The 19,898-nt window shown below is 72.8% G+C and carries 18 protein-coding genes; 7 read left to right on the plus strand and 11 right to left on the minus strand.

The window, feature by feature from the left end; all coding sequences use genetic code 11:
• Positions 1-129 precede the first annotated feature (129 nt).
• Positions 130-936: a nitroreductase family protein gene (locus ACGFIM_RS28695; RefSeq protein ID WP_393206091.1), complete on the minus strand. Its 807-nt coding sequence runs from the start codon at positions 934-936 to the stop codon at positions 130-132.
• A gap of 101 nt (positions 937-1,037) precedes the next feature.
• Here ACGFIM_RS28695 and ACGFIM_RS28700 point away from each other — a divergent pair, with 101 nt between their 5' ends.
• Genes ACGFIM_RS28700 through ACGFIM_RS28725 form a run of 6 tightly spaced genes read left to right on the plus strand, consistent with a single transcriptional unit; the run spans position 1,038 to position 8,168 of the window.
• On the plus strand, positions 1,038-2,240 hold the full coding sequence (locus tag ACGFIM_RS28700) for an acyl-CoA dehydrogenase family protein (protein ID WP_393206094.1): 1,203 nt from the start codon (positions 1,038-1,040) through the stop codon (positions 2,238-2,240).
• 13 nt (positions 2,241-2,253) lie between these two features.
• Positions 2,254-3,423, plus strand: a complete 1,170-nt coding sequence (locus tag ACGFIM_RS28705) for an acyl-CoA dehydrogenase family protein (RefSeq protein WP_393206097.1) — start codon at positions 2,254-2,256, stop codon at positions 3,421-3,423.
• Complete coding sequence (locus ACGFIM_RS28710) at positions 3,420-4,451, plus strand: BMP family ABC transporter substrate-binding protein (RefSeq protein WP_393206100.1); 1,032 nt, start codon at positions 3,420-3,422, stop codon at positions 4,449-4,451. Before ACGFIM_RS28705 ends, ACGFIM_RS28710 begins: the two co-directional genes overlap by 4 nt.
• A 2-nt stretch (positions 4,452-4,453) precedes the next feature.
• Complete coding sequence (locus ACGFIM_RS28715) at positions 4,454-6,121, plus strand: ABC transporter ATP-binding protein (RefSeq protein ID WP_393206103.1); 1,668 nt, start codon at positions 4,454-4,456, stop codon at positions 6,119-6,121.
• Positions 6,118-7,239 carry an ABC transporter permease gene (locus tag ACGFIM_RS28720; protein WP_393206106.1) on the plus strand — a complete coding sequence of 374 codons (1,122 nt, stop codon included), beginning with the start codon at positions 6,118-6,120 and terminating at the stop codon, positions 7,237-7,239. Before ACGFIM_RS28715 ends, ACGFIM_RS28720 begins: the two co-directional genes overlap by 4 nt.
• Positions 7,227-8,168 carry an ABC transporter permease gene (locus tag ACGFIM_RS28725; RefSeq protein ID WP_393206109.1) on the plus strand — a complete coding sequence of 314 codons (942 nt, stop codon included), beginning with the start codon at positions 7,227-7,229 and terminating at the stop codon, positions 8,166-8,168. Before ACGFIM_RS28720 ends, ACGFIM_RS28725 begins: the two co-directional genes overlap by 13 nt.
• Here ACGFIM_RS28725 and ACGFIM_RS28730 read toward each other — a convergent pair.
• Positions 8,128-8,673: an OsmC family protein gene (locus ACGFIM_RS28730; RefSeq protein ID WP_393206112.1), complete on the minus strand. Its 546-nt coding sequence runs from the start codon at positions 8,671-8,673 to the stop codon at positions 8,128-8,130. The genes ACGFIM_RS28725 and ACGFIM_RS28730 overlap by 41 nt on opposite strands.
• Before the next feature lie 104 nt (positions 8,674-8,777).
• Here ACGFIM_RS28730 and ACGFIM_RS28735 point away from each other — a divergent pair, with 104 nt between their 5' ends.
• Positions 8,778-9,785: a helix-turn-helix domain-containing protein gene (locus ACGFIM_RS28735; RefSeq protein ID WP_393206115.1), complete on the plus strand. Its 1,008-nt coding sequence runs from the start codon at positions 8,778-8,780 to the stop codon at positions 9,783-9,785.
• Between the two features lie 9 nt (positions 9,786-9,794).
• On the opposite strand, the gene ACGFIM_RS28740 is transcribed toward ACGFIM_RS28735, so the two are convergent.
• The 9 genes from ACGFIM_RS28740 to ACGFIM_RS28780 are packed head-to-tail and all read right to left on the minus strand — an operon-like array spanning position 9,795 to position 19,898.
• A complete protein-coding gene (locus ACGFIM_RS28740; RefSeq protein ID WP_393206118.1) occupies positions 9,795-10,637 on the minus strand; it encodes an ABC transporter ATP-binding protein in 843 nt (280 codons plus the stop codon).
• Positions 10,610-11,443 (minus strand): ABC transporter permease, encoded by an 834-nt coding sequence (locus ACGFIM_RS28745; RefSeq protein ID WP_393206121.1) that lies wholly within the window; start codon positions 11,441-11,443, stop codon positions 10,610-10,612. Before ACGFIM_RS28745 ends, ACGFIM_RS28740 begins: the two co-directional genes overlap by 28 nt.
• Positions 11,440-12,396, minus strand: coding sequence for an aliphatic sulfonate ABC transporter substrate-binding protein (locus ACGFIM_RS28750; RefSeq protein ID WP_393206124.1), 957 nt, complete (start codon positions 12,394-12,396; stop codon positions 11,440-11,442). The genes ACGFIM_RS28745 and ACGFIM_RS28750 overlap by 4 nt, the downstream gene beginning before the upstream one ends.
• Positions 12,397-12,419: 23 nt before the next feature.
• Positions 12,420-13,790 (minus strand): LLM class flavin-dependent oxidoreductase, encoded by a 1,371-nt coding sequence (locus ACGFIM_RS28755; RefSeq protein ID WP_393206127.1) that lies wholly within the window; start codon positions 13,788-13,790, stop codon positions 12,420-12,422.
• Entirely contained in the window at positions 13,787-14,965 is a 1,179-nt protein-coding gene (locus ACGFIM_RS28760; protein ID WP_393206130.1) for an SfnB family sulfur acquisition oxidoreductase, read from the minus strand. The genes ACGFIM_RS28755 and ACGFIM_RS28760 overlap by 4 nt, the downstream gene beginning before the upstream one ends.
• Position 14,966: 1 nt before the next feature.
• Positions 14,967-16,544, minus strand: coding sequence for a dipeptide ABC transporter ATP-binding protein (locus ACGFIM_RS28765; protein WP_393206133.1), 1,578 nt, complete (start codon positions 16,542-16,544; stop codon positions 14,967-14,969).
• The gene (locus ACGFIM_RS28770; RefSeq protein ID WP_393206136.1) at positions 16,541-17,344 is read right to left on the minus strand and encodes an ABC transporter permease; all 804 of its coding nucleotides are present in this window, start codon (positions 17,342-17,344) and stop codon (positions 16,541-16,543) included. The genes ACGFIM_RS28765 and ACGFIM_RS28770 overlap by 4 nt, the downstream gene beginning before the upstream one ends.
• On the minus strand, positions 17,341-18,273 hold the full coding sequence (locus ACGFIM_RS28775; RefSeq protein ID WP_393206138.1) for an ABC transporter permease: 933 nt from the start codon (positions 18,271-18,273) through the stop codon (positions 17,341-17,343). Before ACGFIM_RS28775 ends, ACGFIM_RS28770 begins: the two co-directional genes overlap by 4 nt.
• Entirely contained in the window at positions 18,270-19,898 is a 1,629-nt protein-coding gene (locus tag ACGFIM_RS28780) for an ABC transporter substrate-binding protein (protein WP_393206141.1), read from the minus strand. The genes ACGFIM_RS28775 and ACGFIM_RS28780 overlap by 4 nt, the downstream gene beginning before the upstream one ends.

The following is a 19,898-nucleotide window of genomic DNA, read 5'->3' on the forward strand; positions in this document are numbered from 1 at the left end:
GCCCGTCAGGTGTTGGGGCCGGGCGACCCGGCGCCCGGCCTCAGGCGGGCGCCGGCGCGGCGTCTCAGGCGGCTTCGGGCGAGGGGAAGCCCCTGGGGCGCCCCGTGGGGTGGGCCCGGGGACATGGCTTCAGGCGAGCGGGAAGCCCTGGCGGTGGAACGACTGGCGGATGGTGTGGCGGCCGTGCAGTCCCGTCTTGTCCGCGATGCGCCAGGCGAGGCGGTCGAGCACCCAGTCGGCGGGCTTCTCCTGCTCGGTGTAGTAGCGCCCGATCCGCTCGCGGTAGTCGGCGATCGCGGCGGGGTCGGGCCGCCGGTAGGTCTCCTGGTGCAGCACGACGTCCTGCCCGAGCCGCGGCTTGACGTCGGCGGGGTCGTCCGGCGCGGGCACGCCGATCGCCAGGCCGAAGAGCGGGAACGTCCACTCGGGCAGCTCCAGCTCGGCGCAGACCTCGTCCACGCGGTTGCGCAGCGCGCCGACGAAGGTGATGCCGTACCCGAGTGATTCCGCGGCGACGGCGGCGTTCTGCGCGGCGAGCGCCACGTCCACGACGCTGGAGATCGTGGAGTCGAGGTAGTTCGCGCCACGGGTCGGCAGCCCGTGCTCACGCGCGATCGACACCGAGCGCGACCAGTCGGCGACCCACACGAGGAACGCGCCGGCGTCGCGGACGAGCTGCTGGTCGCCCGCGTAGTGGGCCAGGCGGTCGCGCCGTGCCGGGTCCCTGATGCTGATCACGCTGGTGAACTGGAAGTTCGCCGAGGTCGATGCCGACTGGGCGGCGGCGACGATGAGCCGCACCACCCGCTCGTCGATGGGCTCGGGCCGGAACGTGCGCACCGTCCGATGGTCGAGCAGCAGCTCCACCACGCCGTTGCCGAGACTGACGTCGACGTCCCCGGGCGTTCCGAATCTCCGTTCAAGCAGCTCTTTCACCGTGCGCCGCTCCCCTGACATGCCTCTCCCTAAAGTTGCACTTGTCTGATCGCTACCAATGCCGCACTATCTAAAGCTGTACTTTATGACAGGAGAACGGCATGGTAAAGATCAACGGGGCTTCCGTACCCGTGCTCGCCTCCACAGAGGAGGCCCTCGAGGCCGCCCGCGCGGTGGCCGCCGAGCTGGCTCCCGGCGCGGCGGAGCGGGACAGGCGGGCCGAGCCGCCGGCCGAGGCGCTCGCGCTCATCGCGCGGCGCGGCCTGCTGGGCGTCTCGATCCCGCGCGAGCTCGGCGGCTCGGGGCTGCCGAACGCCGACGTGGTCGAGATCCTCAGGATCCTCGCGGTCGCCGACTCCTCCGTGGCGCAGACCCTGCTGCCGCACTTCGTGCTCATCGGGGCGGTGACCGGGCTCGCCGAGGAGGAGCTGCGCGCCCAGGTCGTGCGGGACGTGCTCGGCGGCGCGCTGATCGGCAACGCGACCTCGGAACGCGGCACCAAGCACGCCTGGGACCCGCGCACGACCGTGACGCCCGACGGCGGCGACGTGGTGGTCAACGGGCGCAAGTACTACGCGACCGGCGCGCTCAGCTCCCGCTGGGTGTCGGTGCTGGCCAAGGACGAGCAGGACCGCCTGGTCTCGGTGTTCGTGCCGCGCGATGCCAAGGGGCTGGAGCTGACCGGCGATTGGACGTCGTTCGGTCAGCGCGCCACGGTCAGCGGCAGCGCCGTGCTGGACGGCGTGCGCGTCCCCGCATCCCACGTCGTGCCGCTGCATCGGGCGTTCGCGGGGCCGACCGTCGGTGGCGCGTTCGACCAGCTCCTGCACATCGCGATCGACACCGGCATCGCCCGCGCGGCGCTGGAGGCGGGCGGCGCGTTCGTCCGCACGCACAGCCGGCCCTGGTTCGAGTCGGACGTCGAGCGCGTCACCGACGAGCAGAGCGTGCTGGTGCGGTTCGGGCAGATCGCCGGGCAGGTGATCGTCACGGAGCTGGCTCTGCAGCGCGCGGCCCGGCTGCTGGACGAGGTCGTCGCCGCGGGGCCTGACGACGCCAACACGGCGTCGCTGTCGGCGCAGGTCGCCGCGCTCAAGGTGCAGGCCGCGCGGGTGGCCGTGGACACCTCCAGCGACGTCTTCGAGCTGGCCGGCACCCGGGCCACCGACGCCGCGCACGGGCTCGACAGGCACTGGCGCAACGCCAGGACGCACACCCTGCACGATCCGGTCCGCTGGAAGGAGTACCACCTTGGCAACTTCCTCCTCAACGACGTCCGCCCGCCCCGCAACCCGCTCAACTGAGCAAGCGGCCGGCGTGCACCTCGACGCGATCGACGCGGTGATCCGCGACCTCTACGACGGCGCCGTACGGCGGGAGAACGAGCGCGAGTCGCCCGCCGAGGCGGTGCGCGAGCTGATCAAGGCCGGAGCCGGGGCGCTGCGGGTGCCGCAGGCGTACGGCGGGCCGGGGCTCGGCGTCCGTGCGCTGGCCGAGGTCCTCATCGACCTGGCCGCCGCCGACTCCAACCTCAGCCAGATCCTGCGCGGGCACCTCGGGCTGGTGGAGGCGCTGCGGCTGCGGCCCGCAGGCGCTGGGCGGGACCGGCTGCTGCGCGCCGCCGCCGCGGGCGAGTTCTTCGGCCCGGCGGGCGCCGAGCGCACGGGCAGGGACCTGCGCTCGCTGTCGGCCTACCTGGCGGGCGAGGGAGACGCCCTCTACCTGCACGGCGAGAAGTACTACACCACCGGCAGCCTGTTCGCCGACCGGCTCAACGTGCTCGTCCCCTACCGCAACGGGTACGCCTCGGCGGTCGTCCCCCGGCACGCCCCCGGCGTGGAGATCATCGACGACTGGGACGGTTTCGGCCAGCGGCTGACCGCCAGCGGCACGGCGGTCTTCACCCGCGTACCGGTGGATCCCGAGCTGCTGTTCCCGCACGAGGACGCCGCCGCCAACGACTACCTGGACGCCTTCTACCAGTTCGTGCACTCGGCGACCCAGGCCGGCATCATCCGGCGGCTCGCCGAAGACCTGGCCGCGCTGGTGCGCGGGCGGGTGCGCAGCTATCCGCTGGCGCCGGTGCCGTCCCCCCGCTCGGACCCGCAGGTGCTGGCCGTGGTGGGACAGGTGCACAGCCACGCCTTCGCCGCGCGCGCCGCCGTGCTGTCGGTGGCCGACGCGCTCGGCGCCTGGGCGGACGCGGCCGAGCGCGATCCCGCGCTGCTGGAGACGGCGGTGTTGCACTCCGCCTCGGCCCAGGTGCTCAACACGCGGCTGGCGGGCGAGGCATCGTGGATCTTCTTCGACGCGGCCAGCGCGTCGGCGCTGAAGAGCTCGCTCGCCCTGGACCGGCACTGGCGCAACGCCCGTACGGTCTCCTCCCACAACCCCGCCATCTACAAGGCCGCCCTCATCGGCCAGTACGCCGTCAACGGCGCCCTGCCGGGTGGCTTCCTGAACTCCCGCGACGAGGAACCCTCATGAGGAACCGCATGCCGGCGGTGGTGCTCGCGCTGGCCCTCGTGCTCTGCGGCTGCGGCGGCACGACGAAGGCCCCGCAGGGCGCGGCCGGCCCCGATTTCATCTACATCACCGACGCGCTCATCGGCGTCAACCAGTTCCTGGAGCTGGGCAAGACCGGCACCGAGGCCGCCGCCAAGGCGCTCGGCGGCACCGCCAGGACGTTCGAGAGCGACGACACCGACCAGACGCGCCGGGCCAACATCGAGGCGGCCGTGGCGGCCAGGCCGAAGGCCATCGTGCTCATCACGTACGAGTTCGACGACCTGTCGGTCGAGTACGCGCAAGCCCACCCCGACCAGCAGTTCGTGCTCATCGACTCGTGCCCGGACGGCCGCATCCCGGCCAACCTGCGCTGCGGGGTGTTCAAGGAGCACGAGGCGGCGTACCTGCTGGGCGTGGAGGCCGGGCTGCTGACGAGGAGCGGCCGGATCGGGACGGTCGCCGCGCGCGACATCCCGTTCTTCCACCGCTGGTCGGACTCCTTCGCGCTGGGCGCGGCGAGCGTGCGCCCCGAGGTGAAGGACCAGCAGCTCTTCGTCGGCGGCGACAACCCGGTGGGCGATCCCGCGCGGGCCAAGGAGCTGGCGCTGACCATCACACAGGCGGGCGCCGACCAGGTCTTCGCCGTCACCGGCGGCGGCAACGGCGGCGTGTTCGAGGCGGCCGGGGAGAGCGGCGCGCTGGCGTACGGCGTGGACGTCGACCAGTGCGGTCAGGCGCCGGGCACCGTCGTGGACAACGCGATCAAGCGGGTCGACGTCGCGATCAAGGACCTGCTCTCCGCCGTGGTGCAGGGCCGGCCGGGCGGGACGAGCGTCGCGTACGGGCTGGCCGAGAACGGCTCGACGGTGACGAGCCTGACCGAGGGCGCCGAGAACGGCCAGTGCGTGGTCATGAAGCATCCGGACGTGCTGGAGAAGGTCCGCGAGGCCCGCGACAAGATCGCGAGCGGGGAGATCGTCGTGCCCGACCCGGTGAAGGCCGGCTGAGCATGGTCGCTCTCGACGTGCGGGACATCACCAAGCGGTTCCCCGGGGTGCTCGCGAACGACCGGATCTCGCTGAGCGTGCCCGCCGGGCAGGTGCACGCGCTCATCGGCGAGAACGGCGCGGGCAAGTCGACGCTGATGTCCATCCTGTTCGGGCTCGTCCGCCCGGACTCGGGGCAGGTGCTGCTGGACGGCGTGCCGCGCTCGTTCTCCTCCTCGCAGGACGCCATCCGCGCGGGTCTCGGCATGGTGTTCCAGTCGTTCAAGCTCTTCCCCGAGCACACGGTGCTGGAGAACGTGATCTACGGGGCGGAGCCGCGGCGCGGCTGGTTCCTGGACCTGCGCCGGGCCCGCCGCGAGGTCGGCGAGATCAGCCGGACGTTCGGGTTCGACCTGCCGCTCGATGCCCGGGTGGACGATCTGCCGGTCGGCGTGCTGCAGCGCGTGGAGATCGTCAAGGCCCTCTACCGCCGGGCCGAGGTGCTGATCCTCGACGAGCCGACCGCGGTGCTGACGCCCCAGGAGGCGCAGGCGCTTTTCGCGGTGCTGCGGACGCTGGCCGATGCCGGCAAGTCCGTCATCTTCATCACGCACAAGCTGGACGAGGTGATGGCGGTCGCCGACCGGGTGACCGTGCTGCGCGACGGCCGGGTGATCGCCACGCACGATGTGGCCGCCACGTCCGAGCGGGAGATCTCCGCCCAGATGACGGGGCGGCAGGTCGAGCTGAGGCGGCGGCGCGCAGAGCGCGACCCCGGCGAGGTGGTGCTGGCGGTGTCGGACCTGCGGGTGACGTCGCGGGACAGGACCCTGCTCGGCGGCGTCTCGTTCCGGGTGCGCGCCGGGGAGATCGTGGGCGTCGCCGGGGTGGCGGGCAACGGCCAGGACGTGCTGGCCGCCGCCCTGGCCGGGCACACGCCCGTGACCGGCGGCCGCGTCGAGCTGCTCGGCCGGGACGTCACCCATGCGGGCAACGCGGAGCGGCGGGCCGCCGGGCTGCGCCACATCCCCGAGGACCGCGACAGGACGGGGACCGCCGCGCAGGGCGACATCGTCGCCAACCTCGCCATCGGCCACCACCGGCTGCCGCCGCTGCGGCGGTCGGGCCTGCTGCGCCCCCGGGAGCTGCGGGCGCACGCCGAACGTCTCATGGCCCGCTTCGGCGTCAGAGCCGCCGGCCCCTCGACCCTCGCGGGGACGCTGTCCGGCGGCAACGCGCAGAAGCTCGTGGTGGCCCGCGAGCTGGCCCGCCCCACCGGGTTCCTGCTGGCCGAGCAGCCCACGCGCGGCGTGGACATCGGCGCGATCGAGGCGATCCACGACGAGCTCGACGCCTACCGGCGGCGCGGCGGCGGCGTCCTGCTCGTCTCCAGCGAGCTGTCGGAGATCCGCAACCTGTGCGACCGGGTCGTGGTGATGTTCGAGGGGCGCGTCATGGCCGACGTTCCCGTGGACGCGCTGGGCGACGCCGACCTCGGGCTGCTCATGGCGGGCCGGCCGCTGCCCGCCGCCCTGGACGCCGCCCTGCCCGCCGCCCTGGACGCCGCCGTGACGCCGCCGCCGTCCCCGCCGCCCTCGCCGCCCTCCCTGTCGCCTCCCCCGGTTCCGGCCCGGCCGCCGTCCCCGCCGCCGGAGCCGCGCTCCGCCGAGCGGCGCGGAGCGCCGTCGTGAGCGCGCGGCCGGTCCGCCGCGCCGGAGGCGTCGTGGCGGCCGTGCTGTCCGAGGGCACGGTCGCCGCCGTCGCGCTGACCGCGGTGCTCGTCGCCGTCCTGCTGCTCGCGACCGGGTACGACCCGCTCCAGGTCTACGCGACCATGGTCGAGGGCTCGCTCACCGGAGCCGGCCTGGTCACCACGCTGCAGCAGGCGGTCCCCGTCATCGGCCTGGCGCTCGCGCTGTGCTTCTCCTTCCGCGCCGGGGTGTTCAACCTGGGCGGTGAGGGCCAGTTCGTGCTGGGCGGCTGCGCCGGCACGGTCGCCGCGCTCGCCCTGCCCGGTCCTGGCATCGTGGTGATCGTCGCCGCCATGGCGGTGGCCGCGCTGGTCGCCGCGGCGTGGGCGGCCGTACCGCCGCTGCTGCAGGAGCGGCTGGACGCGCCCATCTTCGTCACGAGCCTGCTGCTGAACTACCCCGCCATCGCGCTGACGTCGTATGCGGTGAAGACCTGGCTGAAGGATCCGGCCAGCTCGCTGATGGCCACCCGGCGCGTGGCGGAGAGCCGCAGGATCGGGCCGCTGATCCCCGCCGGGTCCGGTCCCGGCCGCACCGTCGCCGGGCTGTTCGGCCCCGACAGCGCTCCCGCCCTCATCACCTCAGGCCTGAGCTGGTCGCTGGTCGTGGTGGCCGCCGTGCTGGCGCTCACGCTGTTCGCCGGGGCCCGGCTGCCGGTCGGCCTGGAGGCCCGCATCCTCGGGCTGAACCCGCTGCTCGCCCGGCACACCGGCGTGAACGTCGCGCGGGTGATCCGCTCGCACATGGTGATCGGCGGCGCGATCGCCGGCGTCGTGGGCACGTGCGTGGTGCTGAGCAGCCACTACCGCTTCATCGACGGCGGTCTCGACGGCACCGGTTACGCCGTCACGGCCCTGCTGGTCGTCCTGCTGGGCCGCAGCGGACCCTGGGGCGTCGTGGTCGCGGGCTTCTTCTTCAGCGCCCTGACGGTGGGCGGGCAGGCGATGGAGCGCGAGTACGGCCTGTCGTCCCACCTGTCGATCATCATTCAAGCCCTGGTGATCTTCCTGGTGACCCTGCGTCCGACACGTGCTCGGAGTGCCCGGTGGACGTCCTGACCGCGCTGCTGTCCGAGGGGACGGCGGCGTCGCTGGTGCGGGCGCTGGTCCCGCTGCTGCTGCTCGGCCTGAGCGGCCTGCTCTGCCACCGGGTGGGCGTGTTCAACATCGCGCTCGAAGGGTTCATGCTGATGGGCGCCTTCGCCGCGGTCGCGGGCAGCGCCCTCACCGGACAGCCGTACCTCGGCGTGCTCGCGGCGGGCGCGGGCGGCGGGCTGGTGGCCACGGCCTTCGCGTACGGGGTCATCCGGCGGCGCGGCGACCCCATGGTGCTCGGCATCGCGGTGAACCTGCTGGTGTCGGGGCTGACGGCGTACGCGCTGTGGGCGGTGTTCGGGGTGCGGGGCACGTTCCAGAGCCCGCAGATCGCACCGCTGCCCCGGCTCGCCGGAGGGTTCGTGGCGGAGCTGCCGGTCGTCGGTCCCGCGCTGGGCACGCTCAGCGTGCTCGGCCTGCTCGCGATCGCGGGGCTGCCCGCCACGCACGTCTTCCTCGAACGCACGGTGTGGGGACTGCGGCTGCGCGGCGTCGGGCTGGACGCCGAGGCCGCCGAGTCGCTGGGCGTCGATCCGCGCCGCTACCGGTTCTGGGTGATCGTGCTCGCGGGCGTGCTGGGCGGCTGGTCGGGGGCGCAGCTCTCGCTCGGGTCGGTGGCGCTGTTCACCGAGAACATGTCCGCCGGGCGCGGCTGGGTGGTGGTGCTGGCGCTGCTGCTGACGGGCGGGCGGATCTGGCCGCTGGTGGGCGTGCTCGCGGTGTTCGCGCTGGCCGACGCCGTGGGGCTGCGGCTGCAGACGTACGGCTTCCCCGTGCAGCTGTCGGACGCGGCGCCCTATCTCGCCACGCTGGCGGTGATCGTCATCGTGGGCGTCAGGCGGCGGCGCGCGCTCACCGCACGGCCTGCCGGGGCTCCTGCCCGTGATCGATGATGCGCAGGCCGGCGACCACCGGCGTGGGCCGCCGGATGGTGTTGGCGACGGGCGAGCCGCTGACCACGCGGTCCCACAGGTCCCTGAGCACCTCGTCGTCCGCCTCCGCGCTGATCGACCCGACCACGCGCAGCGCCGTGTACCCGGCCGGGGCCTCCCCCGCGGGCTCGCCCGGCTGCAGCAGGTTGTCGAAGCCGCCCGACACCTCGACGCTGAGGTGGCGCAGCACGATGCCGCGCAGCGTGACCTGCAGCACCATGCCGGCGGCGATACAGGAGCCCAAGGCGGCGAGCACGTGCTCGTACGCGGTCGGCGCGCTGTCGGCCGCGCCGAGGTCGGCGGTCTCGTCGGTGTCGACCCGGTGCCCCCTGGCGGTGGTGACGGTGTGGAAGCCGTCGTCCCAGGTGGTGACCGTGGTCCAGGGGCGGGTGACCGGCTGGACGCGCAGCGCGTCGGTCAGCTTGGCGCCGAGCTCGGTGCGGAGCCGGGAGTCTATGCCGTTCACGGTGCTCCAATCGTCGGATATGCCCGGCCCCGGTGCTTGATAGCCTGCACGACGAGCCCGGGCGGCTGCCGTCCGGACGATCCATGACGGCGAAGGTTGGCCAGGTGAGTTCAGCCCAGTTCGGCATCGGCCGGCTCGACGACCTGTTCCACGGGCTGGTCTGGGGCGAGAACATCGTCTGGACGCTGGCGGACGGCCCCGACTCCGCCTTCGTCTCGGCGGTGGTGCAGGCGGCGCGCGCCGCCAACGACGACGTGCGCGTCCTCGGCTGCGACGGCGGGCGCCTGATCGCGCGGGAAGGCGAGCTGGAGCCCACACGGCGGGCGGTCCACCTCATCGACCTGTCAGGCGCGGCGGGCGACGACATGAGGAGCCTGGTCAGGGACGTGGCCGGGCAGGTCTTCAAGGGGCAGGCGGTCGCCCATTGGTTCGTCTCCGGCCCCGGCGACCCGAGCGACGGCCTGGCCCAGTGCGTGATCTCGGTGGAGAAGGACCACCTGCGCGTCGACCGGGCCGACGCCCGCCCCGGCTCCGTCCAGGGCGTGCTGCTGCCGTTCCACATCGACGCGGACGGGCTGCTGCACGTCGGCTCCGCCACCGCCGCGTCCCTGCTGGGCCGGGGGATCCGCGCCCTGCGCAAGGACCGCAACTGGAGCCAGGCGCAGGTCGGCACCCTCATCGGGGTGTCGGGCTCGGCCATCTCGCAGGCCGAGCGCGGCCAGCACGCGCTGTCCCTGGAGAGCGTGCTGGAGCTGTCGGAGAAGACCGGCCTCCCGCTCGACCAGCTGCTGCGCGGCACGACCCCGGCGGAGATCCACGTGCACCGGCCGCGCGAGGCGGACTCGCCCGGTGTCCTGGTGGACGACGCGCAGCGCGGCGTCAGGATGACGAGCATGGCGATCCCGCCGCGCGGCTCGGCCACCCCGTCCGCGCCGCCCGGTCACGATCGCGGCATGCTGCTCGTCGGTGCGGGGTTCGTCCGCGTCGTGCATTCGTCCTCCAGGGTCGTGCTGCGGCAAGGAGACGCGTTGCGGGTGGCGAGCGGCAGCGTGCGGAGCATCAGGAACATCGGCGACGTGGACGCGCTGGTCTTCCACCTCTCCTACCGGTGATCCCCCAGGTCAGGACTGGTCGGGGAGCAGGGGCACGCGCAGGCGGGTGAGCAGGTGGCGGCGCAGCGCGCCGAAGGCCGGGTCGTCCTGGGCGCGCGGGTGCGGGAGCGTCACGGCGGTGTCCTCGGCGATGCGCCCGTCCTCCAGGACGAGCAGGCGGTCGGCGAGCAGCAGCGCCTCGTTCACGTCGTGCGTCACCAGGAGGGCGGCGAAGTCGTGCTCGTCGCGCAGCCGGAAGAACAGCGCCTGCATCCTGAGCCGGTTGAGCGCGTCCAGGGCCGCGAACGGCTCGTCGAGCAGCAGCAGGTCGGGCTCGCGGACCAGCGCTCGGGCGTGGGCCACCCGCTGCGCCTGCCCGCCCGACAGCTCCGCGGGCCAGGCCCTCCCGCGGTCGGCCAGCCCGACCTCGGCCAGTGCGGCGGCCGTGCGCCGGTCCAGGTCGGGTCCGCGCAGCCCGAGCGCGATGTTGTCAGCGACCCGTTTCCACGGCAGCAGCCGGTGCTCCTGGAACACCACGGCGATGTGGCCGCTGGTGTGCACCTCGCCGTCGGCGCCCGCGTCGAGGCCCGCGATGATGCGCAGCAGCGTGCTCTTGCCCGAGCCGCTCGCGCCGAGCAGCGCGACCACCTCGCCCTTGCCGATGCGCAGGTCGATGCCGTCGAGGATCAGCCTGTCGCCGTAGGCGCGGGTGATGCCCCGCGCGTCGACCACCGCCGTGTCGCCCACGGTGTCCGCCGCCGTGTCGCTCACAGTGTCCGCCGCCGTGTCGCTCACGGTGTCCGCCGCCGTCTCGCCCACGGTGTCCGCCGCGGGTGCGGCCGTGCTCAGCTCGCCTCCAGACCGCGCCGCCATGCCAGCGCCCTCCCTTCCAACGTGCGCAGAGCCAGATCGGACAGCAGGCCGAGCAGGGCGTAGATGAGCAGCCCCAGCACGACCACCTCGGTCTGGGCGAACTCGCGGGCCTCCATCATCATGAAGCCGAGCCCGCTGTCGGCGTTGACCTGCTCGCCGACCACCAGGCTGAGCCAGCCCGCGCCGAACGCCAGCCGCAGGCCGAGGAAGAGCGACGGCAGCGCGCCGGGCAGCACGACGTGGCGCAGCCGGGCGGCCGCGTTCAGCCCGCAGGTCCGCGCCGCCTCCACCAGCCGCTCGTCGATGCCCCTGATGCCGCTGTAGGTGTTGAGGTAGACGGGGAAGAACGCACCGAGCGCGACCAGCGTGATCTTCAGCGGCTCGCCGATGCCGACCCAGATGAGCAGCAGCGGGACTAGGCCGAGATGGGGCAGCATGCGGGCCATCTGCACCGGCGGGTCCACGAGGTCGTCGCCGATGCGCAGCAGCCCGGCGATCGCGCCGAGCGCGAGCCCGAGCCCGCCGCCGACGGCCAGGCCGATGACGGCCCTGAGCAGCGAGTCGAACAGGTTGGTCCACAGCGTCCCCTCGGCGGCCAGCCGCCAGCCCGCGGCCAGCACGTCGCTGGGGGCCGACAGCTTGTCCGGCGGCAGGATCCCGGCCCGCGAGCACGCCTCCCAGATCACGACGAGGAGCACCGGGGTGACGGCCCGCCGCCAGCGGGCGGCGCGCGGCGCTTTCCTGATGCGTTGCACGCGGGCGCGCTCGCCTTGCGTGCGCGGGGCCCGTACGGATGTGGCCGTCATGTGAGCACCTCGCTGAACCTGTCGTCCACCCGCCCGGCGATGTCCACCTTTCCGGGGATGAGCTTCAGCGCGGTGAAGCCGTCGGCGATGCGCTGCAGCTCCGCCCCGATGCCGGCGTTGACGGGGGCGATGGGCCTGGCGCTGCGGGCCAGGGCGCGCTCGGCGACGTCTTCGGGGATCTTCAGCTCGGGCGCCATCGCCTGGGCCCGCTCCTTGGGATGGGCGATGCCCCAGTCGGTGGTCTCGCGGAGCTGCTTGAGCAGCTTCTCGATCTGCGCGGACTTGGTCTCCAGCGCCTTGGGCGAGGCGAGCAGGTACTCGCGGTTGCCGGCCAGCCCGGTCGCGTCGGCGAGCACCTTGACGCCGGGCTGTTCGGCGAGCGCGAAGTACGGGTCCCAGATGATCCACGCGTCGACCTGCCCGCTGTCGAAGGCGGGGCGGCCCTCGGCCGGCTTGAGGTACTTCACGTTGACGTCGTCGATCGACATGCCGTGCTTTTCGAGGAGCCGGACGAGCAGCCAGTGGACGTTGGAGCCCTTGTTCAGCGCTATCGACTTGCCCTTGAGGTCATCGAAGCCGTCGATGCCGCTGTTCTCCTTGACCAGGACGGCCTCGCCCTGCGGCACTTCCTCCGACGTACTGATGATCTTGAAGTCGATCCTGCCCGCCGCAGCGAAGATGGGCGGCGCTTCGCCGGTGTAGGCGAGGTCGATCGAGCCGGCTTTGAGAGCCTCGGTCGCCGCCGGGCCGCTTTCGAAGAGCGACCACGACACATCCGGCGCCACGCCCCTGGCCTTGACCAGGGTGAGGGCGCCGAACCGCTGGTAGCCGACCCGTAGCGGCTCGTCGCGGCCCGCGGCCTGCGACGGCTCGCCGCCACAGGCCGCCAGGCCGATCAGAAGGACGAGCACGCCCATGACATTCAGGAACAACCGTGAGGGCCGATTGCGCATGCACCGCATACTACCTACAAAACCTACTGATTTACTAGGTTTCGATAGGCGGCTCCCGGATGGCTGTCGGGAAGCCGGTGGATGCCGGGGCCGAGCAGGCGTTCGCGCAGCGTCGAGTCCTCGTACGAGGTGCGGTAGCGGCCCCGGCGCTGCAGCTCGGGCACGACCAGCTCGATGAAGTCCTCCGCGGTGCCCGGCGACAGGTACTGCATGAGGTTGAACCCGGTCGCGCCGGTCTCGTCGGCCCAGCGCTCGATCTCGTCGGCGACCCGTTCCGGGGTGCCGGCGACGAAGAACGGGCCGCGCCCGATGCGGCCGATGGACTCCAGCACGTCGCGCACCCGCAGGCCGCGCCCCACGAGCTGCCGCACGGCGCGCTCGGTGAAGTCGCCGCCGCGCGCCACGATGTCGTCGATGAACTCCTCCGGGTCGTAGGCGGCGAGGTCGATGCCGCTGCCGCGCTGCGCGAGGAAGCCCTCGACCCGGATGTGCCGCTGCAGGTCGGCGACCTTGGCGTCCACCTCGGCCTGCGTGCGCCCGACGATGACCGAGGCGCTGGGGAAGAACGTGATGTGGTTCGGGTCGCGGCCGTAGGCGGCGGCGCGGCGGCGGGTGTCGGCGATGTCCTCGCGCAGCGCCTCCAGGGACGCCGCGCCGGTGAAGACGGCCTCGGCGTGCCTGGCCGCGAACTCCTTGCCCCGGTCGGAGTTGCCCGCCTGGTAGAGCACGGGCGTGCGCTGCGGCGACGGCTCCGACAGGTGCGGGCCGGCCACCCTGAAGTGCTTGCCGACGTGGTCGATGGCGTGCACCTTGGACGGGTCTGTATAGATGTGCCGCTCCCGGTCGCGCAGCACCGCGCCGTCCTCCCAGCTGCCCTCCCACAGCTTGTAGAGCACCTCCAGGTACTCCTCGGCGATCTCGTAACGCAGGTCGTGCTCGATCTCGTCGTCCAGGCCGAAGTTGCGCGCGGCGTTGCGCAGGTAGGAGGTGACGATGTTCCAGGCGACGCGCCCCTTGGTCAGGTGGTCGAGGGTGGACATGCGGCGGGCGTGCGCGAACGGCGGCTCGTACGTGGTGGAGAACGTCACCGCGAACCCCAGATGCTTCGTCACCGCGGCCATGGCGGGCACGACGAGCAGCGGGTCGTTGGCGGGGATCTGCACCGCCTCGCGGATGGCGGTCTCGGGACCGCCGCGGTAGCGGTCGTAGACGCCGACCACGTCGGCCAGGAACACGGCGTCGAACAGGCCGCGTTCCAGCAGCTTCGCCAGGTCCGTCCAGTACTCCAGGTCGGTGTAGCGGTGGCGGTTGTTGTCGGGGTGGGTCCACAGTCCGTGCTGGATGTGCCCGACGCAGTTCATCTCGAAGAGGTTGAAGTGGATGATGCGGCTCATCGGGGATAGCTCCTGGGGGCGATGCCGTTGAGGTGGTAGTTGCCGACGTCGTGCACCTTGGCCCGGCGCGGGTCGTGCACGGTGTGGGTGCGCGCGTTGCGCCAGTGCCGGCTCAGGCCGAGCGGCTCGCGTACGGCGGAGGCGCCGGCCAGCTCGAACCACTCGGCGCTCACCCGGTTGGCGGCGCGATCGGCCTGCGCGCGGGCGGCGGCCATGGCGACGGCCGCCTCCGCCGCGAGCTCGGGGAAGTCCTCGGGCGGCGCCGATCTGGCCCGGTCCACGGCGTCGCCGGCGCTCTCCAGCAGCGCGCGTGCGGCCCTGGTGAGCACCGCCAGCTCGCCGAAGAGCTGGATGACGACCGGATCCTCGACCACCTTCTCCGGCTGCACGCCGGGCCGGCCGCCCCTTCTGTAGCCGCGCAGGAAGGCGGCGGCGTCGGCGAGCGCGCCTTCGGCGATGCCGGTGTCGATGGCCGCGTGGATGAGCAGGCCGAAGGTGCGGAACGTGCTGACCTCGGACCGCTTGACCTGCATCACGTGCTCGGCGGGCACGAAGACGTCGTCGAGCAGGACGGTGCCGCTGGCCGTGGTGCGCTGGCCGAAGCCGTCCCAGTCGTCGACGACGGTGACGCCCGGCGCGTCGCTCGGGACGAACGCCACGCGGTGGGAGTCCTCCTCCAGCGCGGTGACCGGGATCCAGTGGGCGAACAGCGCGCCGGTCGAGTAGATCTTGCGGCCGGAGATGAGGTAGCCGTCCTCGTGCGGGCGCAGGGTGGCGCGCTCGCGCTCGCCGCCGGGGCCGCGGGCGTCCACGGCGGCGTTGCCGAAGCGGCGTCCGGCCAGAGCTTCGGCGTAGAAGAACGCCTGCTGCTCGGGGCTGCCGTGCTCGCGCAGCGAGTCGAGGTACCAGAAGTGGTTCTGCGGGATCTGCCCGATGCTGGCATCGGCCGCCGACAGCTCCCTGATGACCGCGCCCAGCGTGGCGGTGCGCACTCCGGGCCCGCCGTGCTCGGCCGGGACGGTGATGCCGAGCAGGCCGCTGTCGGACAGCGCCTCCAGCTCGGCCACGGGCAGGATGCGTTCGGCGTCGCGCCGTGCCGCTCCCTCGGCGAAGGTCGCCGCCAGCTCGCGGGCGATCGCGATCGCCTCGTCATCGGTCTTGATTACATGTGCCATGTCACACCGCCGTCGTCAGTCGTGGAATCGCCGCCACCAGCTCCTTCGTGTACGGGTGCGCGGGCTCGCGGAAGACCGTCTCCACCGGCCCCTCCTCGACCACGCTCCCGTCCTTCATGACCAGCACCCGGTCGCACAGGTGGTGGACCACGCCCAGGTCGTGGGAGATGAACAGGTAGGCCACGCCGGTCTCCCGCTGCACGTCCTCCAGCAGGTCGAGGACCTGCGCCTGGACCGACACGTCGAGCGCGGAGACCGGCTCGTCGCACACGATCACCGAGGGGGACGGCGCCAGGGCCCGCGCGATGGCCACCCGCTGCCGCTGCCCGCCGGACAGCTTCAGCGGCCGCCGCGCCAGGTGCTCCTCGCCGAGCCCCACGAGCTCCAGCAGCTCGATCGAGCGGGCGCGGCGCCGCTCGCGCGGCACGCCGGCCACGTCCAGCGCCTCGGCGAGGATCTTCGCCACCGTGTGGCGGGGGTCGAAGGAGGCCAAGGTGTCCTGGTAGACGACCTGGACGTCGCGGCGCTGGGCGCGGTCGCCCCGCGTCCACGGCCGGCCGTGCACCTCGACCGTGCCGGTGTCGGGCGGCGTCAGGCCGAGCGCGATCCTGGCCGTGGTGGTCTTGCCCGAGCCGGACTCGCCGACGATGCCGAGCGTCTCGGCGGCGCGCAGCTCGAACGACACCCCGTTCACGGCCACCCGGTCGCCGAAGGACTTGCCGATGTCCCTGGCGCGCAGCACGACCTCGTCGCGGGGCCGCCGCGGCCCGGCCGCGCGCGGGGCGGTGCCGGACAGGCGGGTGCCCTTGGTGTGCTCGGCGGGGATGGCCCGCAGCAGCTTCTTGGTGTACTCGTGCTCGGGCCGGGTGAGCACCTCGCCGCTCGGCCCCTGCTCGACGATCACGCCGTCCTTCATGACGGCCACCCGGTCGGCCAGCCGGGCCACTACCGCGAGATCGTGGCTGATCACCAGCAGCGACCTGCCCTCGGCCTTGATCCCGGCGAGCAGGTCGAGCACCTGCGCCTGGATCGTGACGTCCAGGGCGGTGGTGGGCTCGTCGGCGATGATCAGCTCGGGGCCGGCGGCCAGGGCGGTGGCGATCAGCGCCCGCTGGCGCAGGCCGCCCGACAGCTCGTGCGGGAGCTGCCCGGCGCGCAGCTCGGGCTCGGGCACGCCCACGGACGCGAGCAGCTCCACCACCCTGGCCTTGCGCGCCGGGCCGGACAGGTCGGTGTGTGCGGCCAGCACCTCCTCGATCTCCTTGCCGACCTTGCGCAGCGGGTCGAGCGAGACCAGGGCGTCCTGGAGGACGAAGCCGATGCGGCCGCCGCGCAGTCTCCGCCAGCCGCGCTCGCGCAGCCGGGTCAGGTCCTGGCCACCGAAGGTCAGCTCGGCGGCGGTGACGCGGGAGCCCGCGCCGGTGAGCCCGACCAGCGTGCGGGCGGTGACGCTCTTGCCGGAGCCGGACTCCCCCACCAGGGCCAGGCACTCCCCCGCCCCGATCTCGAACGACACACCGTGCACGACGGGTGTCCCGCCGAAGGCGACGCGCAGGTCGTCCACCGTGACCAGGCTCATCCGGTCCTCCCTTCCGATCGCAATCTGAGCGCCCTGCCGACCACGGTCACGCTGATCACGGTCAGCGTGATGGCCAGGCCGGGGAAGACGCCGTACCACCAGGCCCGCGAGATGAAGTTGCGGGCGGTGGACAGCATGGAGCCCCATTCGGGCTCCGGCGGCGGCGTGCCGAGGCCGAGGAAGCTCAGCGCGGAGCCGGCCACGAGGGCGGTGCCGACGCCGATGGTGGCCAGGATGAGCACCGGTTTGACGGCGTTCGGCAGCACGTGCCGGAAGATCACGCGCGGACCGGGCAGGCCCAGCGCGTACGCCGCCTCGACGTAGCCCGCCCGGCGGATCGCCAGCGTCTGGGCGCGGACGAGCCTGGCGTACGACGGGATGTTGGCCACGCCGATGGCGAGGATGGCGTTGCCGGTGCCGCCGCCCGCCACCGTGATGACGACCAGGGCGAGCAGCAGCTCGGGAAAGGCCATGCCGACGTCCGACAGGCGCATGATGACGTTCTCGACGATCCGGTTGCCGAGCCCTGCGGCCAGGCCGAGCAGCCCGCCGAAGACCAGGGCGACGGCGATCGCGCCGAAGCCGAGCAGCAGCGAGGCGCGGGTGCCGTGCACGATGCGGGCGAACACGTCGCGGCCGTTCTCGTCGGTGCCGAGCAGGTGCGCGGCGCTGGGCGGCTGCAGGGTGGCGCCGCTGTCCACGGCGAGCGGGTCCTGCCCGGTGAACAGGCCGGGCACGAGCGCCGCCAGCACGAGCACGGTCAGGACCGCCGCGGCGAGCCACACGCCGATCCGGTTCACGCCGCCTCCTTCAGCCGGGGGTCGATGACCAGGTAGAGCAGGTCGACCAGGAGGTTGACCAGGACGTAGACCAGCGCCGACAGCAGCACCACGCCGAGCACGAGCGGCAGGTCCTTGGCGTTGACCGCCGAGACGAGCAGGCGGCCGATGCCCTGCCGGGTGAACAGCGTCTCGGTGACCACGGCGCCGCCGAGCAGCGCGCCCACCCAGAAGCCGGTCATCGTGACCAGCGGGGTGAGAGCGTGCCTGAGCGCGTGGCGCAGGCGTACGACGGTGTCGCTGAGCCCGCGGGCGCGGGCGCTGACGATGAACGGCTCCTCCAGCACCTCCTCCAGGGCCTCGCGCAGCACGTGGCCGAGCACGCCCGCGATGGGCAGCGCCAGGCAGAGCGCGGGCAGCACCAGGGAGGCGAAGCCCTGGCCGCCGGTGGAGGGCAGCAGCCGCAGCCCGAACGAGAAGACGGTGAGCAGCACGATGCCGAGCCAGAACGTCGGCGTCGAGGCCGCCACCAGCTCCACCACCGAGGCCAGGCCGCGCCAGCGGCGGCGGCCCGCGGTGACCAGGGCGATGGCGATGGCCAGGAACAGCCCGGTGACGGCGGCCGCCACGGCCAGCTCGACGGTGGCGGCGGCCTGCTCGCCGATGGCCTGGGTGACCGGGGTGTGCAGGCGGTAGGAGGTGCCGAAGTCGCCGTGCGCGATGCGCCACAGGTGGGACAGGTACTGCTCGTACCAGGGGCGGTCGAGGCCGTACTCGGCTCTGACCTGGGCGAGCACCTCAGGGGTGGGCGCGGCGCCCTCGCCCCCGACGACGGCCTCGGCCGGGTCGCCGGGGGTGAAGTGCACCACGAGGAAGGTCAGGGTGGCCGCGCCCCACAGCACGCCGAGCCCGGCCAGCAGGCGCCATCCGATGAACGTCAGCGTCTTCATCCGTCCAGCCAGGTGTCGTAGAAGTACGGCGACGGGTAGGCGGGCGTGAAGGCGAGGTCGCGGACCTTCTTCTGGTAGGCGACCGGGCGCGGGTCGTCGTAGAAGGGGATGGCGGGGACCAGCTCCAGGAGCCTGGCCTGCGCCTTGTTGTACAGCTCTGCCGGGTCCTCGGCCGCCCTCGCCTTCTCCAGCAGCTCGTCGAGCTCGGCGTCCTTGACCCTGGCGACGTTCTGGCCGCGCCGCTCGGGGGTGGTGATGTTCTCAGAGGAGTACTGGATCCACAGCACGTCGGCCGTGTTCGTCGCCCACAGGCCGGAGCTGAGGTCGTAGTCGCCCTTGATGGAGCGGTCGGTGAGCTCCTGCTCGGGCGGCGTCTGGATCTGGATGTCCAGGCCGATCTTCCGCGCGGCGGCCTGCGTCTGCACGGCGATCTGCATGCGCTGGGCGGGGAAGTTCGCGGCGATCGGGAAGTACGCGGTCAGCCGCTTGCCGTCCTTGAGCCGGATGCCGTCCTTGTCGCGCCGGGTCCAGCCGGCCTCGTCGAGCAGCTTGTTCGCCAGCGCCTCGTCGTGCTTGATGCTGCCGCTCAGCCCTTGCGCGTAGCCGGGCGTCGAGGTGGTGACGAAGCCCTGCGCCACCTGGTACTGGCCGAAGGAGATGCCCTTGATGATGGCCTCGCGGTCCACGGCGGCGAGCAGCGCGCGGCGCACGCGGACGTCGTCGAAGGGCGGGCGCGAGGTGTTGAGCCAGAACGACATGGGGTGTCCCGGCCGGATCGCGGTGAGGAAGCCGAGGTCGGGGTTGGCCTTGACGTCCTCGACGTTCTGCGGCGGGGTGAAGTCGATGGCGTGCACCTCGCCGGAGGCGAGCGCGTTGTAGCGGGTGCCGTCCTCGGCGAGGAAGCGGATCTCCAGCCGGTCGAGGTAGGCGGGGCCGGTGTGCTTGGCGCTCTTCGGGCCCCAGTTGTAGTCGGGGTTCCTCCGGTACGTGATGCTCTGGCCCTTGGTCCACTTCTCGAAGATGAACGGGCCCGAGCCGATGGGGTGCGTGCAGATGCTCTCCGGCGCCTCCTTGATCTGCTTGGGCGAGATCATGCCGAGGTAGCCCTGGGCGAGGATGTCCAGGAACGGCCGGTACGGCGAGCGGAGCCTCACCTGGAGCGTGTACTCGTCCAGCACCTTCGCGTCCTTGTAGGGCGCGATGTAGGAGGCGGCCAGCGGCGACTTGGTCGCCGGGTCCCGCATGTGCTCGAAGTTGATCTTCAGCGCTTCGGCGTTCCAGGCCGCTCCGTCATGAAATTTCACGCCTTTGCGGAGCTTGAAGGTGTAAGTCAGGCCGTCGTCGGAGACCTCCCAGCTTTCGGCCAGCCACGGCTGGATCGTCCCGTCGGCGTCGAACCACACCAGCGAGTCGGACACCGGGACCGTGGTCACCGGGCCGTCGGAGCTGGCGTTGCCGTGCGGGTCGAGGCAGGGCGGCTCCTGGCCGTTCTCGCCCAGGATCAGGGTGCCGCCGGACTTGGGGGTGCCGGGGTCGTCGTTCGTGCCGCCGGAGGTCCCGGCCGCGCTGCCGCAACCGGCGAGCAGCAGCGCGAGCGCGAGCGCGGCGAGGGGGGTCTTGGTCAT

Origin of the sequence: Nonomuraea sp. NPDC049309, from assembly GCF_043196965.1 — a bacterium.
Classification (GTDB): Bacteria; Actinomycetota; Actinomycetes; order Streptosporangiales; family Streptosporangiaceae; genus Nonomuraea; species Nonomuraea fastidiosa.